The 18,478-nt window shown below is 71.1% G+C and carries 15 protein-coding genes; 5 read left to right on the forward strand and 10 right to left on the reverse strand.

Annotated elements, in window-relative coordinates; genetic code table 11:
* The first annotated feature begins 40 nt into the window (after positions 1 to 40).
* From K318_RS25505 to K318_RS0106715, 3 genes are all read left to right on the forward strand, one after another.
* Positions 41 to 778 (forward strand): GntR family transcriptional regulator, encoded by a 738-nt coding sequence (locus K318_RS25505; protein WP_029088916.1) that lies wholly within the window; start codon positions 41 to 43, stop codon positions 776 to 778.
* 83 nt (positions 779 to 861) lie between these two features.
* Positions 862 to 1,764, forward strand: coding sequence for a zinc transporter ZupT (gene zupT, locus K318_RS0106710; protein ID WP_035280771.1), 903 nt, complete (start codon positions 862 to 864; stop codon positions 1,762 to 1,764).
* 180 nt (positions 1,765 to 1,944) lie between these two features.
* Positions 1,945 to 3,594, forward strand: coding sequence for an FAD-binding dehydrogenase (locus tag K318_RS0106715; RefSeq protein WP_029088918.1), 1,650 nt, complete (start codon positions 1,945 to 1,947; stop codon positions 3,592 to 3,594).
* An 86-nt stretch (positions 3,595 to 3,680) separates the two neighbouring features.
* Here the strand turns inward: K318_RS0106715 and K318_RS25510 are convergent, their stop codons facing one another.
* A complete protein-coding gene (locus tag K318_RS25510; protein ID WP_156913823.1) occupies positions 3,681 to 5,120 on the reverse strand; it encodes an FAD-dependent oxidoreductase in 1,440 nt (479 codons plus the stop codon).
* Positions 5,121 to 5,419: 299 nt separating this feature from the next.
* Here K318_RS25510 and K318_RS25515 point away from each other — a divergent pair, with 299 nt between their 5' ends.
* Positions 5,420 to 6,535 (forward strand): GmrSD restriction endonuclease domain-containing protein, encoded by a 1,116-nt coding sequence (locus K318_RS25515; protein WP_051297627.1) that lies wholly within the window; start codon positions 5,420 to 5,422, stop codon positions 6,533 to 6,535.
* 129 nt (positions 6,536 to 6,664) lie between these two features.
* Here K318_RS25515 and K318_RS19985 read toward each other — a convergent pair whose 3' ends face one another.
* The 4 genes from K318_RS19985 to K318_RS0106745 form a co-directional block, all read right to left on the reverse strand.
* Positions 6,665 to 8,305, reverse strand: a complete 1,641-nt coding sequence (locus tag K318_RS19985; RefSeq protein ID WP_051297628.1) for an AAA family ATPase — start codon at positions 8,303 to 8,305, stop codon at positions 6,665 to 6,667.
* Positions 8,306 to 8,380: 75 nt separating this feature from the next.
* Positions 8,381 to 9,751 (reverse strand): diacylglycerol/lipid kinase family protein, encoded by a 1,371-nt coding sequence (locus K318_RS0106735; RefSeq protein WP_029088919.1) that lies wholly within the window; start codon positions 9,749 to 9,751, stop codon positions 8,381 to 8,383.
* Positions 9,752 to 9,811: 60 nt separating this feature from the next.
* Positions 9,812 to 10,438, reverse strand: a complete 627-nt coding sequence (locus K318_RS19990; RefSeq protein ID WP_035280775.1) for an FMN-dependent NADH-azoreductase — start codon at positions 10,436 to 10,438, stop codon at positions 9,812 to 9,814.
* A 186-nt stretch (positions 10,439 to 10,624) separates the two neighbouring features.
* Positions 10,625 to 12,715, reverse strand: coding sequence for a 5'-nucleotidase C-terminal domain-containing protein (locus tag K318_RS0106745; RefSeq protein ID WP_029088920.1), 2,091 nt, complete (start codon positions 12,713 to 12,715; stop codon positions 10,625 to 10,627).
* A gap of 164 nt (positions 12,716 to 12,879) precedes the next feature.
* Here K318_RS0106745 and K318_RS19995 point away from each other — a divergent pair, with 164 nt between their 5' ends.
* Positions 12,880 to 13,344: a maleylpyruvate isomerase family mycothiol-dependent enzyme gene (locus K318_RS19995; RefSeq protein ID WP_051297629.1), complete on the forward strand. Its 465-nt coding sequence runs from the start codon at positions 12,880 to 12,882 to the stop codon at positions 13,342 to 13,344.
* Positions 13,345 to 13,781: 437 nt separating this feature from the next.
* Here K318_RS19995 and K318_RS0106755 read toward each other — a convergent pair whose 3' ends face one another.
* From K318_RS0106755 to K318_RS25520, 5 genes are all read right to left on the reverse strand, one after another.
* Entirely contained in the window at positions 13,782 to 14,168 is a 387-nt protein-coding gene (locus K318_RS0106755) for a type II toxin-antitoxin system VapC family toxin (RefSeq protein WP_029088921.1), read from the reverse strand.
* Positions 14,165 to 14,431: a type II toxin-antitoxin system Phd/YefM family antitoxin gene (locus tag K318_RS0106760; RefSeq protein ID WP_029088922.1), complete on the reverse strand. Its 267-nt coding sequence runs from the start codon at positions 14,429 to 14,431 to the stop codon at positions 14,165 to 14,167. The genes K318_RS0106755 and K318_RS0106760 overlap by 4 nt, the downstream gene beginning before the upstream one ends.
* Before the next feature lie 150 nt (positions 14,432 to 14,581).
* Complete coding sequence (locus K318_RS0106765; RefSeq protein WP_035281051.1) at positions 14,582 to 15,607, reverse strand: LLM class flavin-dependent oxidoreductase; 1,026 nt, start codon at positions 15,605 to 15,607, stop codon at positions 14,582 to 14,584.
* Positions 15,608 to 15,750: 143 nt separating this feature from the next.
* On the reverse strand, positions 15,751 to 17,178 hold the full coding sequence (locus K318_RS0106770) for a sugar porter family MFS transporter (protein ID WP_029088924.1): 1,428 nt from the start codon (positions 17,176 to 17,178) through the stop codon (positions 15,751 to 15,753).
* Positions 17,179 to 17,351: 173 nt separating this feature from the next.
* On the reverse strand, positions 17,352 to 18,419 hold the full coding sequence (locus K318_RS25520; RefSeq protein ID WP_245579789.1) for a LytR/AlgR family response regulator transcription factor: 1,068 nt from the start codon (positions 18,417 to 18,419) through the stop codon (positions 17,352 to 17,354).
* Between the last annotated feature and the right edge of the window lie 59 nt (positions 18,420 to 18,478).

Here is an 18,478-nt window from a genome sequence, read left to right on the forward strand (position 1 = left end):
AGTCGTTGTCAACGCCAAGGGTCAGAAGGGATGGAGGGACATGGGGATGGACGAGGAGGCGCAGAGGTCGCCGCGCTCGCTCCCGGTCAGGACCGCCGATGCCATCAGCAGGCGGATCGCGTCCGGGGAATGGGCGCCGGGTGCGCGCCTGCCCGCGGAGCCGGCGCTGGCCGAGAGCCTCGGCGTCAGCAGGGCGACAGTCCGCTCAGCGCTGCGCCGCCTCGCGGAGGCCGGTGCCGTCCGCATCCGGCACGGCACGGGCACCTTCGTGTCCGAGCACGGCGGTGCGATCCGGGCGAGCCTGCAGTCCCTGCGGTCCACGAGTCAGCTGATCCGCGATCAGGGCCACGAGTTCGAGATCCGCTACCGGCACAGGACGCTGCGGGCGGCGACCGAGGCCGAGGCCGGGCGCCTGCGCCGGTCCTCGCTCCCCGTCGTGCTCGACTACGAGCGGGCGTTCCTCGGAAGGAGGTCCGCCCTGGCCTTCGAGTCCGGTGTCATCGCCGCCGACGGGCTGCCGGTCGGCACGGACGCCGAGGCGCTCACGGGTTCGATCTTCGAGTTCCTCGAACCGCTCGGGATGCTGCCGGACCAGTCGCTCACGCATGTGCGCGCGACGCACGACCCCGACCTCGCATGGGGGGAGCGCCGACCCGCCACACCCCTCTACCTCACACTCGAGCAGACGCAGTTCCTGCCCAGCGGGACGGCGGTGAGCTGGTCGGCCACGCACTTCGTGCAGGACCAGTTCGACTTCACGCTCATCCGCGCGGCCTGAGCAGAACCGCTCCCGCGGACGTTCGCTCATCTGCGCAAGCATTGACTTGTGGGCGGCTGAGCCGGGGCGATATCCATGACGGTGTGACACCGCTGCTCGCTCTCACCCTCAGTCTCGTCGCCGGTCTCGCCACGAGTCTCGGCGGTCTCGTCTCCGTCCTGGGACGCGGGACCTCCCGTCGCTTCCTCGCCGGCGCGCTCGGCTTCTCCGCCGGCGTCATGCTGTGCGTCTCGGTGGTCGAGCTCATCCCGGAGTCCGCGAAGGACCTCGCCCATGACGGCCGGAGTCCTTGGTGGGCCGGCGTCGCAGTGCTCGTGGGCGCCCTGGTCGTCCTCGCCTTCAGCCGTCTCGTGCATTCGCGCACGCGGCACCGGGCGGAGTCCCCCATCGCCGGGAAGGCGTCCCGGGGCGCCGATGCCCAGCGCCCGCAGCCCTCAGCCGCAGGCCCCGCGAGCAGTCCCGCCGTGGACGACTCGCCCTCGGACGCCGGCGCATCCTCCGAAGGCGGGAATGCGCTCTCGGACTCCCAGCGGCGCCTGCTCCTGCGCACGGGCATGCTCACGGCCCTCGCGATCACGGTGCACAACTTCCCCGAGGGCTTCGCCACCTTCGTCGCCGCCCTCAGCGATCCCCGCGCGGCGCTGCCCGTGGTCGCGGCCATCGCCCTGCACAACATCCCCGAGGGCATCGCGGTGGCCGTGCCCGTCTACCACGCGACCGGTTCGCGCATGCGCGCCCTCCTCCTCAGCACGGCCTCGGGCCTCGCCGAGCCCGCCGGGGCGCTGCTCGGCTGGATGCTGCTGGCGCCCTTCCTCACACCGGCGGTGATGAGCGGCGTGCTCGCGGGCGTCGCCGGCGTGATGATCATGATCTGCGCGAAGGAGCTCATCCCCGCCGCCTTCGCGCAGGCGCACAGGCGGACGGCGGTGCTCGGGATGCTCGCGGGCGCGCTCGTCATGCAGATCAGCCTCATGCTGCTCGGCTGAGGTGCCTCGCGTCAGAGGCGGGCGGGCACCGCGCACTGGCCTCTGCTGAGCGCAGACCACTGCCCGCCGAGGCCATTCGCCCGTCGCCGACCACGGGCATGGCGGTCGCCGCCCGTCCGGGCTACCGTGGTCCCACCGGCGCACCCGGCCTCGACGCGGAGGCCTGCGGGAGGAGACCTCATGGACGTGCTCGTCATCGGATTCGGCCTCTCCGGCCTCGTCGCCGCCGTCGAGGCCGCGGACGGCGGCGCGACCGTCACGCTCATCGACCAGCAGGGCGAGGCCGATCTGGGAGGGCAGGCCCACTGGAGCTTCGGCGGCCTGTTCCTCATCGACTCGCCGGAGCAGCGGCGCATGGGCATCCGCGACTCCCTCGAACTCGCCCGGCGCGACTGGCACGGCACGGCGCAGTTCGCCGATCGCGACGAGAATCCCCGGCGGTGGGCCGAGGCCTACCTCGAGTTCGCCGCGGGCGAGAAGCGCGCCTGGCTGCGCAGCATGGGCGTTCGGTTCTTCCCCGTCGTCGGCTGGGCCGAGCGCGGGGACGGCACCGCGACCGGTCACGGCAATTCGGTGCCGCGCTTCCACATCACCTGGGGCACGGGACCGGGTGTGGTCGCGCCTTTCGTGCGCCGGCTCAGGGACCACATCCGCGCTGGCCGGATCCGCGTGCACGTCCGCCACCGGGTGACCGAGCTGACGCGCGAGAGCGGACGGGTGACGGGTGCCTCGGGCACCGTCCTCGCCGCCACCGACTCACCCCGCGGCACGCTCGCGAGCACTGCTGTCACGGGCGATTTCGCGCTGCGCGCCGATGCCGTCGTGATCGCCTCGGGCGGGATCGGCGGGGACCAAGCCCGGGTGCGCGCGCAGTGGCCGGAACGGCTGGGGTCCCCGCCTGCGGAGATGCTCACGGGCGTGCCCGCCTATGTCGACGGCTCCATGTTCCCCGTGGCCGAGGCTGCGGGCGCGCATGTGCTCAACCCGGACCGGATGTGGCACTACGTCGAGGGGATCAGGAACTGGGATCCGGTGTGGCCCGGCCACGGCATCCGCATTCTGCCGGGGCCGTCCTCGCTGTGGCTGGACGCCCGCGGACGCCGGCTGCCGGACCCCTGCTTCCCGGGCTTCGACACGATGGGCGCGCTCGCCCGCCTGCGGCGCACGGGGTACGACCATTCGTGGTTCGTGCTCAACCGGCGCATCATCGAGAAGGAGTTCGCGCTCTCCGGCTCGGAGCAGAATCCCGATCTCACGGGGAAGTCGCTCGCGCAGCTGGCCGGACGGCTGGGCCCCGGCGCGCCGGGCCCCGTGCAGGCGTTCCTCGACCACGGGGAGGACTTCGTGCAGGCGGACTCCGTGGCCGCGCTGGTCCGCGGGATGAACGCGCTCACGGGCCCGGATCCCGCCACCGGGACGCCGCTGCTGGAGGCGGACACCGTCGCCGAGGCCGTGGCCGCCAGGGACGCCCAGGTCGCCAATCCGTTCGCCAAGGACAGGCAGATCCAGGCGATCCACGCCGCCAGGAACTACCGGGGCGACAGACTCATGCGCACCGTCGCACCGCATCCGCTCACTGACCCGCAGGCGGGTCCCCTCATCGCGGTGCGCCTGCGGGTGCTCACGCGCAAGACGCTGGGCGGTCTGCACACGGACCCGCAGGCACGTGTCCTGGACGCAGACGGCGAGGTGATCGAGGGGCTGTTCGCGGTGGGCGAGGCCGCCGGCTTCGGAGGCGGGGGCATGCACGGGCACTCCGCGCTCGAGGGGACGTTCCTGGGCGGATGCCTGTTCTCCGGGAGGGTGGCCGGGCGCGAGGCGGCGGGGTGAATGGCGGGCGAGGGACCGGGGATCGAGGCCGGGGAATCCCCCACGCCGGAGTCGGTCGGCGCACCGACCGACTCGGTGTGGATCGGTCAGTTCCCAGGCGGATGCTGGTCTGCAAGGCACGGGTCTGCCGGGAGCCGGTCCGATGAGCCGTGCTCCGCCAGGTAGTCCTCGATCTCGCGGGCGACCGCACGGCCGGCCCGGTTCGCGCCGATCGTCGAGGCGCTGGGCCCGTAGCCGGGCAGGTGCAGTCCGGGATTCACCGCCGCCCGTGTGGCGAGCCGGCCGTCGATGACGATGCCGCCTTCCGGGGTGCGCAGGCCCAGAGGCGCCAGATGATCGAGCCGGTGGAGGAAGCCCGTCGCCCAGAGGAGGACGTCGACGCTCAGGCGCCCCGAGGCCGGCACCCTGCCCCAGCCGTACGGGACGAGTCCGCGCTCCCGGGCAGGGGCTTCGGAAGCGGCCGGCGTCGCAGGAGGCAGGGAAACCTCGGCAGAGGAGGGCGCTCTGGGACGCAGGGTCGCCTCGGGAGCCGCCGTCCTGGGCGATATCTGCGAGGCGGGCGCCTCGTCCACGGACGTGCCGGAAGGCGCACCGCCCGAGGCCGCATCGAGCCCCTCCCAGACCACGCCGCGAGCCTCCACCCGGTCGAACATCGGCATGCACTCGGTCAGGGTGCACAGGCCGGCGGTGCCCGCGGTGCCGAGCGGCAGGCCCGTGTTCGACACGACGGAGCCCGGCGGCAGCCCGGCGCGCACGCGCTCCTCGACCCGGGCGATGACGGCCTGGCCGTACTCGGGGGTGAACTGCTCGGCGCGGATGTCGGGCTTCCGCCGGGAGGTCCAGAAGACCTCTGTCACGGCGGAGAGCTCCTCGATGTGCTGGACGGCGGAGATGCCGGCGCCCACCACCAGCACACGCTGTCCGCGGAAGTCCTCCGCCTGAGTGAAGTCGTGCGTGTGCAGCACGCGGCCGCGGAAGGTCTCGAAGCCGGGCGCGTACGGCCGACGCGGCCGGTCCCATGTCCCCGTCGCATTCACGACGGCCCGCGCCCGCACCCGGCGGATCTGCCGCCCTGGGCCGCTGTCTCCGGCCGCCCCCGACGCGGACAGCGTGACGAGGAAATCCGAACCGACTCCCCCGGGCTGCTCCACGCGCTCGACGGTCACCGGCCTCCGCACCCTCATCCCATAGCGGCGCTCGTAGCGGCCGTAGTACTCGGGGACCGTGGTTGCGGCGGGCACCGTCTCGTCGACCGGGAGGGCATCGCGCAGACCCCAGCCCGGCAGGTCGCTCACGCGGTTCGTCGTCTCGAGGGTGAGGCTCGGCCACCTGTGCTGCCAGGCGCCGCCGGGACCGGGGTTCGCGTCCACGAGCAGAAGCGCGCGCTCGTCTGCGAAACCGCGCCGCCGCAGATGATAGGCGGTGGAGAGACCTGCCTGCCCCATCCCGATCACGAGCACGGACACCCGGTCCGGAATCCCCGCCAGCGGATCGGACTCGTGCGCCGCGGATCCGGTTCGGCTCATGGGCTGCCCTCCTGCCTGCAGTGCGATGTGCTGTGTGAACCCGGTTCCCGTGCCCCCATCCGTGGACGATACCGGGCCCTCACCGGCCCCGGCCTCGGCCTCCAGCAGGTTGCGTCTGCGCATCGGCTGTCCGACACGGCCGGGACGCAGACGTGGCTTACCGTGGGGCACGCACCTTGGAGCACATCATGAGGGGCACTTCCCGGGCCGGCCGGAGCAGCGTGAGACTCTTCACAGTCCCCTCTCCCGCGCTCACATGAATTGTTCGCTTATGCAATAGAAGCGTAGGATCGAGCCTCGTGCGCAAGATTCTTCCCCTGGCGCTGTGCGCCCTCCTCACCCTGACCGCCTGCGAGTCCGGCTCCGCCGAGACCACGGAGGCCGTACCCGCCGCGGCGACGGCCTCGGCGCCCGCCGCAGACGATCACGAGACCTCTGAGGCCGCCACCGGCACCGCCCTCGAAATGCTGCGCGGCCTCGACGTCAAGGGCCGAGCGCCCAAGACCGGCTACGACCGCGAGGCGTTCGGCTGGCGCGACGACGTCGATCACAACGGCTGCGACACCCGCAATGACGTGCTGCGCCGCGACCTCGCGCGGATCGAACTCGCCCCCGACGGCTGCGTGGTGCTGGGCGGTTCGCTCACCTCCGACTACACGGGAGACACCTTCGACTTCATCCGCGGCGACGGCAACAACATCGACATCGACCACATCGTCGCCCTGTCGAACGCCTGGCAGACCGGCGCGCAGCAGCTCGACGACACTGAACTGGTCGCCCTCGCCAACGATCCGCTCAACCTCATCGCGGTGGAGTCCTCGCTCAACCGGCAGAAGGGCGACGCCGATGCCGCGACCTGGCTGCCGCCGCGCCGGGACTACCGCTGCGAGTACGTGGCCCGCCAGGTCCGCGTGAAGCACGACTACGAGCTGTGGGTGACCCCGGCCGAGTTCGACGCCATCGAGGGCCTCCTGCTCGACTGCGGCGAAGCGGCCTACGACGAGGACGAGGCGTGGCCGGCCGCCCATGACGGCGATCTCGACCCGGAGACCAGCTCCCGGGCGGGGGACGAGACCGGGACATCCTCCTCCGGCGGGGGTACCGGCCGCACCGGTGCGGGAACGAGCGGAGAGCGCACGGGGACAGCCGGCTCGGGCTCGGCCGGCTCGGGCAGCAGCGGATCTGGGTCCAGCGGTACGGGCTCCTCCGGTTCCTCCGGCTCGGGCGGCGGCTCGGGCTCCGGCTCCTCCGGCACGAGGAGCGAGGGCACCGCGGGCGGCTCAGCCCGAGACGCAGGCGGAGCGTTCGAGAACTGCACCGCCGCACGCGAGGCCGGGGCCGCGCCCGTCCACCGAGGCGATCCCGGCTACGGCCCTCACCTCGACCGCGATGGCGACGGAGTGGGCTGCGAGTAGCCCCTCAGCCCCGATTCGCCGGGTGAGCGGTTCCTGTCGGTTCGCGACCCTCACACCGACAGAAGCCGCTCACTCGGCCGGACGGAAAGACAGCGGGGACAGAGAGACAGGGGAAGGGAGGGTCAGCGCTCAGTCGCGGTCGTCCATGTCGAGGAGATCCTCACCGGAGAGGCCCTCGTCATAGTCCGCGAGGTCATGGTCGGGGTCGCGCTCCTCCCCCGGGCCGTCCGACTCCCCGCTCCGGTCATCAGCGGCCCAGCCGCCCTCGGCTCGCACACCTGCGGCCCGGCCACGGTCCGTCCAGCCACCGTCAGCCCAGTCACCGGCCTCCCCGCCATCGGCGAAGTCATCCCCCTCGTCCGGAGCGGCGGCGGAGCCATCCGAGAGGGCATCCCGGTTCATCGCCTCGCGCAGCTCCGCGGCCTCGGCTACGAGCGTGCTGACGGCTCCGAGGAGGTGCCGGTCCTCGGTCTCCTCCCCCGCGGCGAGCGCGCTCAGCACGGCCCGCCGCACCGCCTCCTTCGCGAACGATCCCGTCGTGCCGGCCGAGGCGAGGGCGGCGAGTTCGATTCCCGCCTCGGTGATGGGCAGCTCGCGGGCGCTGCGGGCGAGGAGCTGCCGGCGGAGCTCACGCGTGGGCAGCGGCACCTCGACGGCGAGGTCGATGCGCCCGGGCCTCAGCGCGAGAGCCTCCTCCAGCACGTCCACACGGTTGGTGGTGAGCACGAAGGCGATGTCCGCGTCGTCGTCGAGCCCGTCGAGGACGTCGAGCACATCGAAGAGCACCGCCCGCTCGCCCTCGCCGAAGTCCCGGTCGGCGGCCACGAGATCCGCGTCCTCGAGGACGATGATCGCCCTGCCGAGGGAGCGCGCGGTCGCCGCTGCCTGACGGATGCGCGAGAGCGCTCCGCCCTGCAGGAGGATCGCGGTCGTCTCGGGGGCCCGGGAGAGGAGGTAGCGGACGGTGTGGGTCTTGCCCGTGCCGGGAGGGCCGTAGAGCAGCACCCCGCGGGCGAGGTGCTGACCCACCGCACGGAGCTCGGCGGCGTTCTCGCTCATCCCCAGGACCGAGGCCTCGATCCGCTCGAGCGTGCCCTCCGGCAGGACGATGTCCTCGCGGGTGAGCCGGGGCCGCGGGTGGAACTCGATGCCCACCTCGTCGGAGCCGAACTCATCGGCGATGAAGCTCACGACCTGCCCGCTCAGCACCGAGCCCTCCCGCATATGGGCCTCGACATCCGCGAGGACCGATCGCGACAGCCTCTCGTCGGCCGAGAGCACCTCGACCCGGATGACCGGAGGATGCGGGCCCTCCCCCGCGGCACACGCGTACACGACCGCGGGTGTGCTCCCGATACGCAGCAGGCGGATCGCATTCGTCGCGACATGGCGCACCGCGCCCGGGCCCACCGGCACCGCCTGGCGCTCCACCGCACCCTGTTCGTAGATGGCGAACTGGTTGGCGAGCACCTCGCTCAGCGCCGGCGACTCGCCCGCGGGCACGACCCCGTGGAGTGCCTGGCCCTCAGCGAGCGCTTCGAGGGCGGCGTCGACATCGGCCCACCGCCACAGCGGGAACTCCTGGCGGACCGGCTCGAGCGAGCGGGGTCCGACGCCCAGGTGGTCGCCGAGCAGCGTCTCCAGCTCCCTGCGCTTCTCCGCTCCCGCGGCCTGGCTCATGGCGGTGATGAACTCGTGGAAGTCGACGGCGAAGCGTTCGAGGTCGATGGAGGACGGCTTTGCTGCTGATGCGCTCGTGTGCTCGCTCATGCGCCCAGCCTATGCGGGCGGGGCGGGCGCGCGGGGCAGGCGGGCTGAACGTGCGCGGGGGCATGCGCGTGCGGTTCAGGGATGTGGCCTCGGGCGGATGACCCGCAGAGCGCCCGGCGCCGTCCTCACCGCGAGCGCCGTCGCCCAGCCGGCGGATTCGCCGTCGAGGTGCACCGGTGCCGGCGTCTCTGCCTCCACCGCCGCAGCGGTCACCGTCTCGCACCGGAGAGCGGGGCTGGAGAGGTGCCCGCCGAGGAGCCCGGCCAGGAACACGTCCGGCCACCCCTGGGGCACTTCCTCCCCGCGCACGGCCAGGAATGCGAGGGTGCCGGTGTCGGTGCTGCCATGGGGGAACACCGTGACGCCGCCGGGGATCATGCTGATGTTGCCGAACTCCACGCCCCAGACGGAATTCGTCTCGGACCGGACGAGCGCCTTCCCGGCCCGGCCGACAGAGCCTTCGAGGGGGCAGGGAGAGTCCTCGAGCGTGCCGGGAGGCTCCACAGTGCGCAGGCGCACCTGGATCGGCGGTGCCGTGAGGGTGCGGACTGCACCGAGGCCGTAGCCCAGCGGACCCAGCAGACGTTTGGCCCCGTGCGGTGTGGACGTGATCGCGCGGCCGCTGCCTCCCATCCCCGCGTCCGTGAGGAACGGCAACGGCGGCGTGCGCCTCCCATCGGAGCGCGTCAGCCGTGCCCAGCCGAGGTCGGACCGGACCGCCTCCCACCTGGGATGAGCCTCGGTCTGGTCGCCGGACGCGCGCGGGCCCGCACCGCACAGGCGGGCCTCGTGCAGGTCTGACCCCCGCGCGAGTGGCTTCAGCAGAGCGGCCTCGCGCGTGCCTGCTCTCTCCCGACCGGTGAGGCACGGATCGGCCGGACCCTGACCGGACGGACGGACCCCGGCATTCGGTGGGGACAGGCACGGGCGCACTGCATCGCCGTGCGGCAGCCCCCCGGCGACGAGCACCTCACGGAGCAGCGCGAGTGCGCTCCGAGGCGAGCGGACGCCGTGGGAGAAGGCGAACAGATTGGCGGTGCCGACGGGGACGGCGAGGAGCGGCGGGGGCTCGGTGCCCGGGCGCAGCGCAGCCGGCAGGGACACCGCCCCCGAGGCAGGAGCCAGTCCGCCCGCGACCTCACGCAGCGTGCCGTCGCCGCCGATGACCACGACGAGGTCCGTCCGCGGCGGCGCATGGGCGTCCAGCCCCCGCTCGGGTTCCGCGTATGTGGTGTCTGCGCTCTCCGGTCCGGATGTGCGCAGAGACCACATACGTGTGCGCGGCCTCGGAGGTGCGGGAACCACTGTGAGGGCCCCGCCCGGGCGCACCGGGCTCGTGCGGCTCACGTGGAAGGTCGCGCCGTAGGCCCGGCAGAGGGCCTTCACACGTCCGCATGCGCGCCGGCTGCGGCCGTGCACGGGGTTGACGACGATCTCGACGTGCATGCGGCCATTATCCGCCGTGCGCCTCCAGCTGCGGAGGCTGCGCACGCAGTGCTCAGATGCTCAGACGGATGCCAGCTCGCGGCCTCGGCGACGGGCGGCGGTGAGCGCCTCCTCGAGTTCGCCCGCAGCCCTGTCCGCTCCGAGTTCGGGCAGGAGGCCCGCGAGCGTCCGGTCGACCGTGATCGCCTCGACCTCCATGCCCATCGCAGTGCCCAGCAGGGCGCGGAAGACGGGAACGGCGTGGTCGAAGTGGGCTTCGGCCTCGGCGGTGTCGTAGGCCGCCCCGCGGGAGGACATGATGACGGCGGGCCTGCCGGCGAGCGGCCCGGATTCGGCGGGCTTCCCTGCCGTGCGACCGGGCACGTGCAGATGGTCGAGCCATGCCTTGAGCGTGGAGGGCACAGAATAGTTGTAGAGCGGGGCGCCGATGACCAGCGCATCGGCGGCCAGCACCTCCCCGATGAGCTCGTCCTGCAGCGCTCTGGCAGGGCTGTCCGCCGGGACGCCCTCACGCGAGGCGAAGTGGAGGCCGAAGTGCGGCAGATGCGGGACCTGCTCCGCGTGGAGGTCGCGCGTGACGACCTCCCCGCCGGCCTCGGCCCATGCTCCGGAGAAGGCGGCGGTGAGCCGGCGGGAGTACGAGGCGTCGCCGGACAGGCTGCTGTCGATGCGCAGAAGTGTTCTCACGCCCTCACCCTATCCGCAGGGGTGCGGCGCGGCGGAAGCTCCCTCCGCCGCACCGGTGCATGCCCCCGGGAGTCCTCCCACGAGCCTGTGCGGCAGCAGCCCTGCCGATCGCACGGACCGCTGCCGTACAGACCTCAGATCGCACAGGCCGCTGCCGCACAGGCTGACCGGCTCAGACCGATGAGGTCAGAGCCGTCGCCTCCGCGCCGCCACGACGGCTGCCGCACCCAGTCCTGCAAGCGCGAGGCCGAGTGCAGCGAGCCCCGCAATCTGCGTGCCCGTGCGCGGCAGACGGGAATCCCCGTCCTCGTCGCCGCGACCGTCGCCGCCGTCCTCACCGGGCTGTCCGCCGGGCTCGTCGGTGGGCTGCCCGTCAGGCTGATCGGTGGGCCGTTCCGAGGGCCCCTCGGTGGGCGCGTCGGTGGGATCGCCGGTGGGGTCGCCACCCGGATCGGTGGGCTCACCGCTGGGGCCCTCGTCATCCCGGTCGATCGACTCCGAAGTCAGCACCCAGCTCTCCCGGAAGAAGTCAGCCGGGTCGATGACCTGGTTCTCCACCGTCCAGTCGATGAGGGCCTGGCGGATCTCGACCTGCTCGTTGTAGACCTCTTCGAGGTCCGCGACCGGGTAGCCGCTGCCGCCGGACTGGCGGTAGTTGTTGATCGCGAGGACGAACTCGTCATCGTCTGCGACCTGCGCACCGTCGTCCATGCGCAGGTTCTCGATCCGCTCACCCACCGGCTTGGAGATGTTGACGTCGTAGCTCACACCGGTGATCGCATCGTAGGTGTAGTCGGGCCGGTCGCGGCCCTCCTCCGGGTCGTAGGCGTTGCTCACCTCGGCCGGATCGAAGTCCTCGCCCTCGGACACCTGGTCGTAGAAGCTCCCGGCCCGCTCCAGGTATTCCTTGAGCTGCGCGCCGTCGATCGTCACCCCGGCCAGGGTGTTGTCGTAGATGTAGAAGCCGCCCAGATCGGCCACGCTCACATCGCCGGCGTTGAACACCGCGTCGCGGCTGAAGGGCGAGGTCTGTGCGAGCACGGGCAGGTCCTCGTACTCGGTGCCGGCGATCCCCTCACGGGTGCGCTCGGTCATCACCATGCCCATGAAGTCGAGGATGGCGGTGTCCTCATAGCGGGAGGTGGCCCCGCTCATGGTCTCCGTGGCCGTGCCGACCTTCCGGTTGACGTAGTCGACGGTGGTCCGGTGGTGGTCCGCGATGGCCTCGACCATCTCGGGATCCTCCTCCATCTCGCCCTGCGTGTAGTGCGGGGTGACGCTGGGCGCGGCCTCCTCCCAGTCGACCTCGAAGCCCTCACCATCGGCGTCGGGGACGAGGCTGAGCTCCACCTCGTTGAGGGAGCGGCCCCAGTAGTAGGGCTGGGTGATGAGCGCCCGGGTGCCGTCCGTCTGTGTGACGACCTCCTCCGGCTCGTCCACGTGCGAGTGGCCGGCGACCACCACGTCGATGTCGGGGACCTGCTCCGCAAGCGTCCGTGAGACGTTCTCCTGCAGCTTCTCCGGATCCCAGGTCTGCTCCTTCGGATCCTTGCCGCTGTGGGACAGGGCGACGACGACATCGGCGCCCTGCTCCTTGAGCTGCGGCGCGTACTCCTGCGCCGTCGCCACGATGTCCGCGAACTCGACCCTCCCGTCCAGGTGCCTGCTGTCCCAGACGCGCGAGCCCGGGGTGGTGAGGCCGATGACGCCCACCCGGACCGTCTCGCCATTCACCTCGCGCTCGATCATGGCGGTGGGGTCGCGGAGGGGCTCACCGGAGCCCGCCACCCGTGCATTGGCCACGAGGACGGGGAAGTCCACCTGGCCCGCGTAGGTGTCGAGCATGTCGAGGCCGTAGTTGAATTCGTGGTTGCCCACCACCTGGGCGTCATAGCCCATGAGGGAGTTGGCCACCGCCATCGGATGCTGGGCACCGGTCTCCGTCACAGGTTCCGTGGAGGAGTAGTAGGAGGTCAGCGGGTTGCCCTGGATGGAGTCCCCGTTGTCGAAGAGGAGGACGGAGTCCTCGCCCTTCTCGCTGCGGACCTGGTCGACGAGAGTCTTCGCCCGGGCCAGGCCCAGCTCCTCGCCGGCGGGATAGGGGCCGTTCGTGAAGTAGTCCCAGTTGAGGACGTGCCCGTGGATATCGGTGGTGGCGAGGAGGGACAGGGAGACCGGCTCGGCCGGCGCGGGTGCAGGCAGGGCCGCCGCCGAGGTGGCAGGCAGACCCACGAGCACGGCAGCCGCCAGCGCGGCGGGAATACGCAGATATGGCATACAGGTCACTGTAAGACAACGCACAGACACAGCGGAATCCGCTGAGCATCGCGGGAGCGGACGCGAGGTGAATGGCGGGCCTTCGCACCTATGTCTCAGCTTTCCGGCACCGGCACTGAGACCCAGGCATGGCTTTCCCTTTCGCTCCTCCGTAGATTGAGCGCATGCCGCAGCTCTGGGATCTCATCCGTGCGGGGTTCAATGCGAACAGGCACAACGACCGCAGTCTCGCTCCGCACCTGGGCCCCACCCCGGCCGCGACGCTGGAGCGGTTCCGGAACTCGGTGTCGAACACCATCGCGCCCACCAAGGACTATGCGGCCTTCCTCGGAGAGGTCGTGGTGCACGGCCAGGACATCGCACGTCCGCTGGGGATCGAGCTCGAACCCGCGCCCGGGGCGGTCGAAGAGGTCGCACGGTTCTTCACCACGAAGGACTTCGCCGTGAACAGCCGGACACTGGTGAAGGGCCTCTCGATCGAGGCCGAGGACACCGGTTTCCGCAGCGGCACGGGGCCGGCGGTCAGGGGCACGCTGCTGGACCTGGTGACGGCCATGGCCGGCCGTCCCGGGGCCGCCGCGGCGCTTCACGGCGAGGGAGCGGAGGAGCTCCGGCGCAGGCTTGCGTGAGGGCGCCGCACGCCCAGAGCCAAAGAGGTCAGTTGTCCTGGGGCAGCACGCGACCGCGAGCCGGAGCACCTCGATCCGCTGCGGCTTGAACAGTGGATCGGCCTATGCGAACCCCTTGCCCAATCGCGGCAGGCATGACGCACCTCGATTCGCGCGACGGCGACAGGCACACGCGCACCTGCGATCCCTGCCTTCAGGCTGCTCGCCGATGGAGTCCGGCGAGAGGTCCGCACGGAGCCCATGACTGCTGTCGCATGCGACCTCATTCTCTTCCTGACTTGGCGACCCGCTGTTTCGAACGTACCGCGTGTCACATTCGTGAGGTCATCAGCACTGGCGTCGTCCTCCGGCTCCGATGACACTGACAGGACACCGCTCGTGCGGAGATGGATGCCCAGACCCCGGCCAGGCCGCTCCCACGTACGCTCTGTGCTCGCCTATCGCGGCGCGACAGCGCGCAGACCCGCCGCCGTCACTGCAGCCGTGAGTTCGCGGTCGTACGTCACGAACTCGTCGGCACCGATCCGGAGCGCCGTGGCAAGATGGATCGCGTCGTTCGAGCGCAGGGGCGCGTGCGTCCCCGCCGCGAGCAGATCACCGCGTGTGACATCGACCAGCGTGACACCGCCCAGCACAGCCGAGATCGCTTCGATCGTCACGACCTCCGGGCGGCGGCCTGCGGCGCAGTGCAGCTCTGTGTGCAGCAGCCACGAGGAGGCGACAACCGCATTCGCACTCGCCCACCACTCGCGAATCGCCCCCGTCTCCGCTTCGCGCATGATCAGCTTCATCACCGCGGAGATATCGAGGTACGCCGTCGTCACCACTGTCCTCGCGCATCCTCGACGAGCTCACTCGACGACGCGGTCGAGGCACACGGCTCCACATCGAGGAGGTCCTCCCGCGGCGCGACGGGTGCGCGAGCCTCGCCACGGTCAATGAGGCCGTCCAGCACAGATCCGGTGACCGGCACGATCATCGCGGCGAGGCGGCCATTGTTGGTCACCTGCAGCGCTTCGCCGGCTTCCACCCGGCGCAGGATCTCGCCGCTGCGGTTCCGCATCTCCCGATGGCTGATCGTATCCATGTAGCACAGTGTAGCAAGCTGTGGCGATCTGGTCCTCGGAGGCACGAAGACCGGCCTGTCATTCCAGGACCCAGCGCCATTAGGCGCTCTTCCCGGAAGTGCGGATCCCTGCGCCCCTGCCGCGGCACTGATGGCCTCAGGGCCGGGCTCTCACCGCCAGCCCAGGGCCGGGGCCACCTCCGCGAGGATCGCCTCGATGACGTGGGCGTTGTAGTCCACGCCCAGCATGTTGGGCACCGTCAGGAGCAGTGTGTCCGCGGCGGCGATCGCCTCGTCCTCGCGCAGCTGTTCCACCAGAGCGTCGGGCTCGTCCGCATAGGATCGCCCGAACACCGCGCGGGTGTTCGCATCGAGCATGCCGAACTGGTCCTCCCGCTCCCCGCTGCCCAGGAAGTACCTGCGGTCGAGATCGTTCGTGATCGCGAAGATCGACCGGGACACCGAGACACGCGGCTCGAAGCCGTGGTCATGTTCCGCCCACTCCGCGCGGAACGCCTCGATCTGCTTCCGCTGCTGCACGTGGAAGGGCTCGCCGGACTCATCGTCCTTGAGCGTCGAGGACATGAGATTCATGCCCGTCCCCGCAGCCCATCGGGCCGTCGCATCGGAACCGGCTCCCCACCAGATCCGCTCACGCAGCCCCTCGGAGTGCGGTTCCAGGCGCAGGAGCCCGGGAGGGTTCGGGAACATCGGACGCGGGTTCGGCTGCGCGAAGCCCTCGCCCCGCAGCAGCTCCAGCGCGATCTCGGTGTGTCTGCGGGCCATGTCCGCATCGCTCTCACCCTCGGCAGGGACGAAGCCGAAGTGGCGCCAGCCGTCGATCACCTGCTCGGGCGAGCCGCGCGAGATGCCGAGCTGCAGCCTGCCGCCGGAGATCAGGTCCGCCGCACCGGCGTCCTCGGCGAACGCGAAGGGATTCGAATAGCGCATGTCGATGACGCCCGTGCCGATCTCGATCCGGCTCGTCCGCGCGCCGACCGCCGCCAGGAGCGGGAACGGCGCGCCCAGCTGCCGCGCGAAGTGATGGACGCGGAAGTAGGCCCCGTCCGCGCCGAGCTCCTCCGCCGCCACCGCGAGGTCGATGCTCTGCAGCAGCGTGTCCGCCGCCGTCTGCGCGTGGGAGGTGGGATGCGGGGCCCAATGGCCGAAGGACAGGAATCCGATCTTCTTGCTCACCTCACGCACAACCCGCACGTGCGGAGGCCTATTCCCTCACGTGGGGTGCGGCGCTGGGCCGCATGCACGTCTCAGAGGCGCGCGAACAGCAGCGCGACAGTCACAGTCACCTTCGCATACCGCCGCCTCGCGCCTCGGCGGCCTCATTCCATGTCCTCGAGCTCCCGACCGGCGGTCTCCTTCACCCATCTGAGGACGAAGACGAAGGAGGCGAAGGCTGCGAGGGTGTAGAACCCGTAGGCGAACCACAGGCCCACATCCGCCATCGCGGGGAAGGAGGTGGAGATGAGGAAGTTCGCCAGCCACTGGGCGGCAGCGGCGACGCCGAGCGCGATCGCGCGGATCTGGTTGTTGAACATCTCACCCAGCAGCACCCAGACGCCCGGGCCCCAGCTCATGCCGAAGAAGACGACGAAGGCGTTGGCGGCGATGAGGGCGGTGGTGTCCCAGCCGGGCAGCAGCGCCACGGTGTCCGTGACGGCGGCATCGCGGCCCAGCGAGAAGGCCAGAGTCATGAGGCCCAGGGACACCGTCATGCCGGCGGAGCCGATCGTGAGCAGCAGCCGACGGCCGATCCGGTCGATGAGCGCGATCGCCAGCAGCGTCACGACGATGTTCGTCACGGAGGTGATGACGGAGATCGTGAGCGCATCCGATTCGTCGAAGCCCACGGACTTCCACAGCGTCGTGGAGTAGTAGAAGATCACGTTGATGCCCACGAACTGCTGGAACACGCTGAGCACGATGCCCACCCAGACGATCGGCAGGAGGCCGGTGCGCTTGGGATTGAGGATGTCGGAGAAGCGCGGGGTGCGCTCCGTGACGACCGTGCGGCGGATCTCCTGGATTCGCAGCGCCACGCCGTCGACGTAGATCTCCGAGAGCACCTTGCCGGCCTCGGCCTCGCGGCCCTGCTGGACCAGGTAGCGCGGCGACTCCGGGATGGTGAGCGCCAGGACGCCGTAGACCACCGCGGGCACCACCTCCATGATGAACATCCAGCGCCAGGCGGAGAGCCCGAACCAGAGCTCCTCCGAGGCGCCGCCGGCCGCAGCCGCGAGTGCGGCGTCGCTGAGGAGGGCGGCGAAGATGCCGACGACGATCGCGAGCTGCTGGAGCGAGCCGAGGCGGCCGCGGACGGAGGCCGGTGCGATCTCCGCGATGTACGCCGGGGCGATGACCGAGGCCGCGCCGACGCCCAGACCTCCGATCACGCGCCAGATGATCATGTCCGTGGGGCCGAAGGCCAGGCCCGAGCCCACCGCGGAGAGCGTGAACAGCACGGCCGCGATGACCATGACGCGCACGCGGCCGTACTTCGCTGAGACGCGCCCGGCCAGTGCGGCACCAGCCATGCAGCCGAGCAGCGCGGACGAGACCATGAAGCCCGTCAGCAGGGCCGGGGTCTCCCATGCGCTCTCCATCGCGTCCACGGCCCCGTTGATGACGGCGGTGTCGAAGCCGAAGAGGAACCCGCCGAGAGCCGCGACGACGGCGAGCTGGACGACCCGCCCGAAGACGTAGGACTCGGCGCTCCGAGGCGCTGCACCGCTGTGTGCTGTGGCGTTCATGGGAAATGTCTAGCAGATCACCGGGCACCTGCGGCGGAGGCACCACGGCGGGATGCTCTGCGAGCGGTTCTGTGGGCGGCGCACGGTCGGGGAGGTTTGTACAGTGCAGGCACCCTGCCTCATGCCTGCACCGTACAGACCTCCCCGACGCCGCGCGCTGAGCGGCCCGGAAGTCAGGAGGCCAGCCCCAGCCTGCGGCGCAGCTCCCGCGAGTGGCGGCGTGAGACCTCGACCCGGCTGCGCTCCCGGTCATTCATCACGAGGACCAGACCGCCGCGGAAGCCCGAGACCAGCTCCCGCACACAGCGCAGATTGACGAGGTACGAACGGTGCGCCCGGAAGAAGTGTCCCTGCAGCCGGCGCTCGAGCTCGCTGAGCGAATAGGACACGAGCACCTGGTCGTCCACGAGCTTGAGCGCGGAGTAGCCGCGCGCAGCGGCCACATAGACGATGTCGTCGCCGTCTACGAGCACAGTCCGCCCGCCGCGCTGCACGGGGATGCGGACGAATCCGGCCGTGCCCTCGTCTGCCGCCCGCGCTCGACTGTGCCCACTCGGCTCCTCCTGCCCGGCACCGCCCGGCCCCAGTCCTCCCGCTGTTCCCGCAGGCGTCCGTGCACCCGCTGTGCCGACCGCACCCGAGGCTCCCTCCGCTTCCAGCGCACCCTCGGCCCCGGCAGATCCGGTCCCTGCGGATCCGGTCCCCGAGCCGCCGACCGCGGCGGCGGGTCCGACCTCCGCGGCGAATCCGGTCTCGGCGGCGAATCCGGCAGCTGTACGGAGGTCCGCTGCTCCCCCACGGGGATCGGACGCTCCTGCACGGGAATCCGCCCCTGTCCCGAGCGCCCGCTCCACGGCCCGGCGCAGCCGCTCCGGGTCGAAGGGCTTGACGAGGTAATCCGCAGCTGCGAGGTCGAAGGCGTCGACCGCGTGTTCGGAATAGGCGGTGGTGAAGACGATCTGAGGCCGCCGCGGCAGCTCCCCCAGACGGCGTGCGACTTCGAGTCCCGTGAGCCCGGGCATGCGGATGTCGAGGAACACGAGGTCGTAGTCGAGCGATGTCAGAAGCACGAGGGCCTCCTCGCCGTTGGTCGCCTCGCCCACCACCTGCACGAGCGGCGCCCCGCCCGTGTCCGAGGCGCCGGACCCGAGCTCCTGCAGCAGGTGACGCAGCTCCTCACGCGCGGGAGCCTCGTCGTCGACGATGAGGGCACGCGGGAGCGCCTGTGCTGTCCGGTTCATCCCTTCAGTCTACGAGCGTCGCGCGGCCGGGGGTTCAATCGCACGGCCTGGGAGCTTCC

This window comes from Brevibacterium album DSM 18261, from assembly GCF_000426445.1.
Lineage (GTDB): Bacteria > Actinomycetota > Actinomycetes > Actinomycetales > Brevibacteriaceae > Brevibacterium > Brevibacterium album.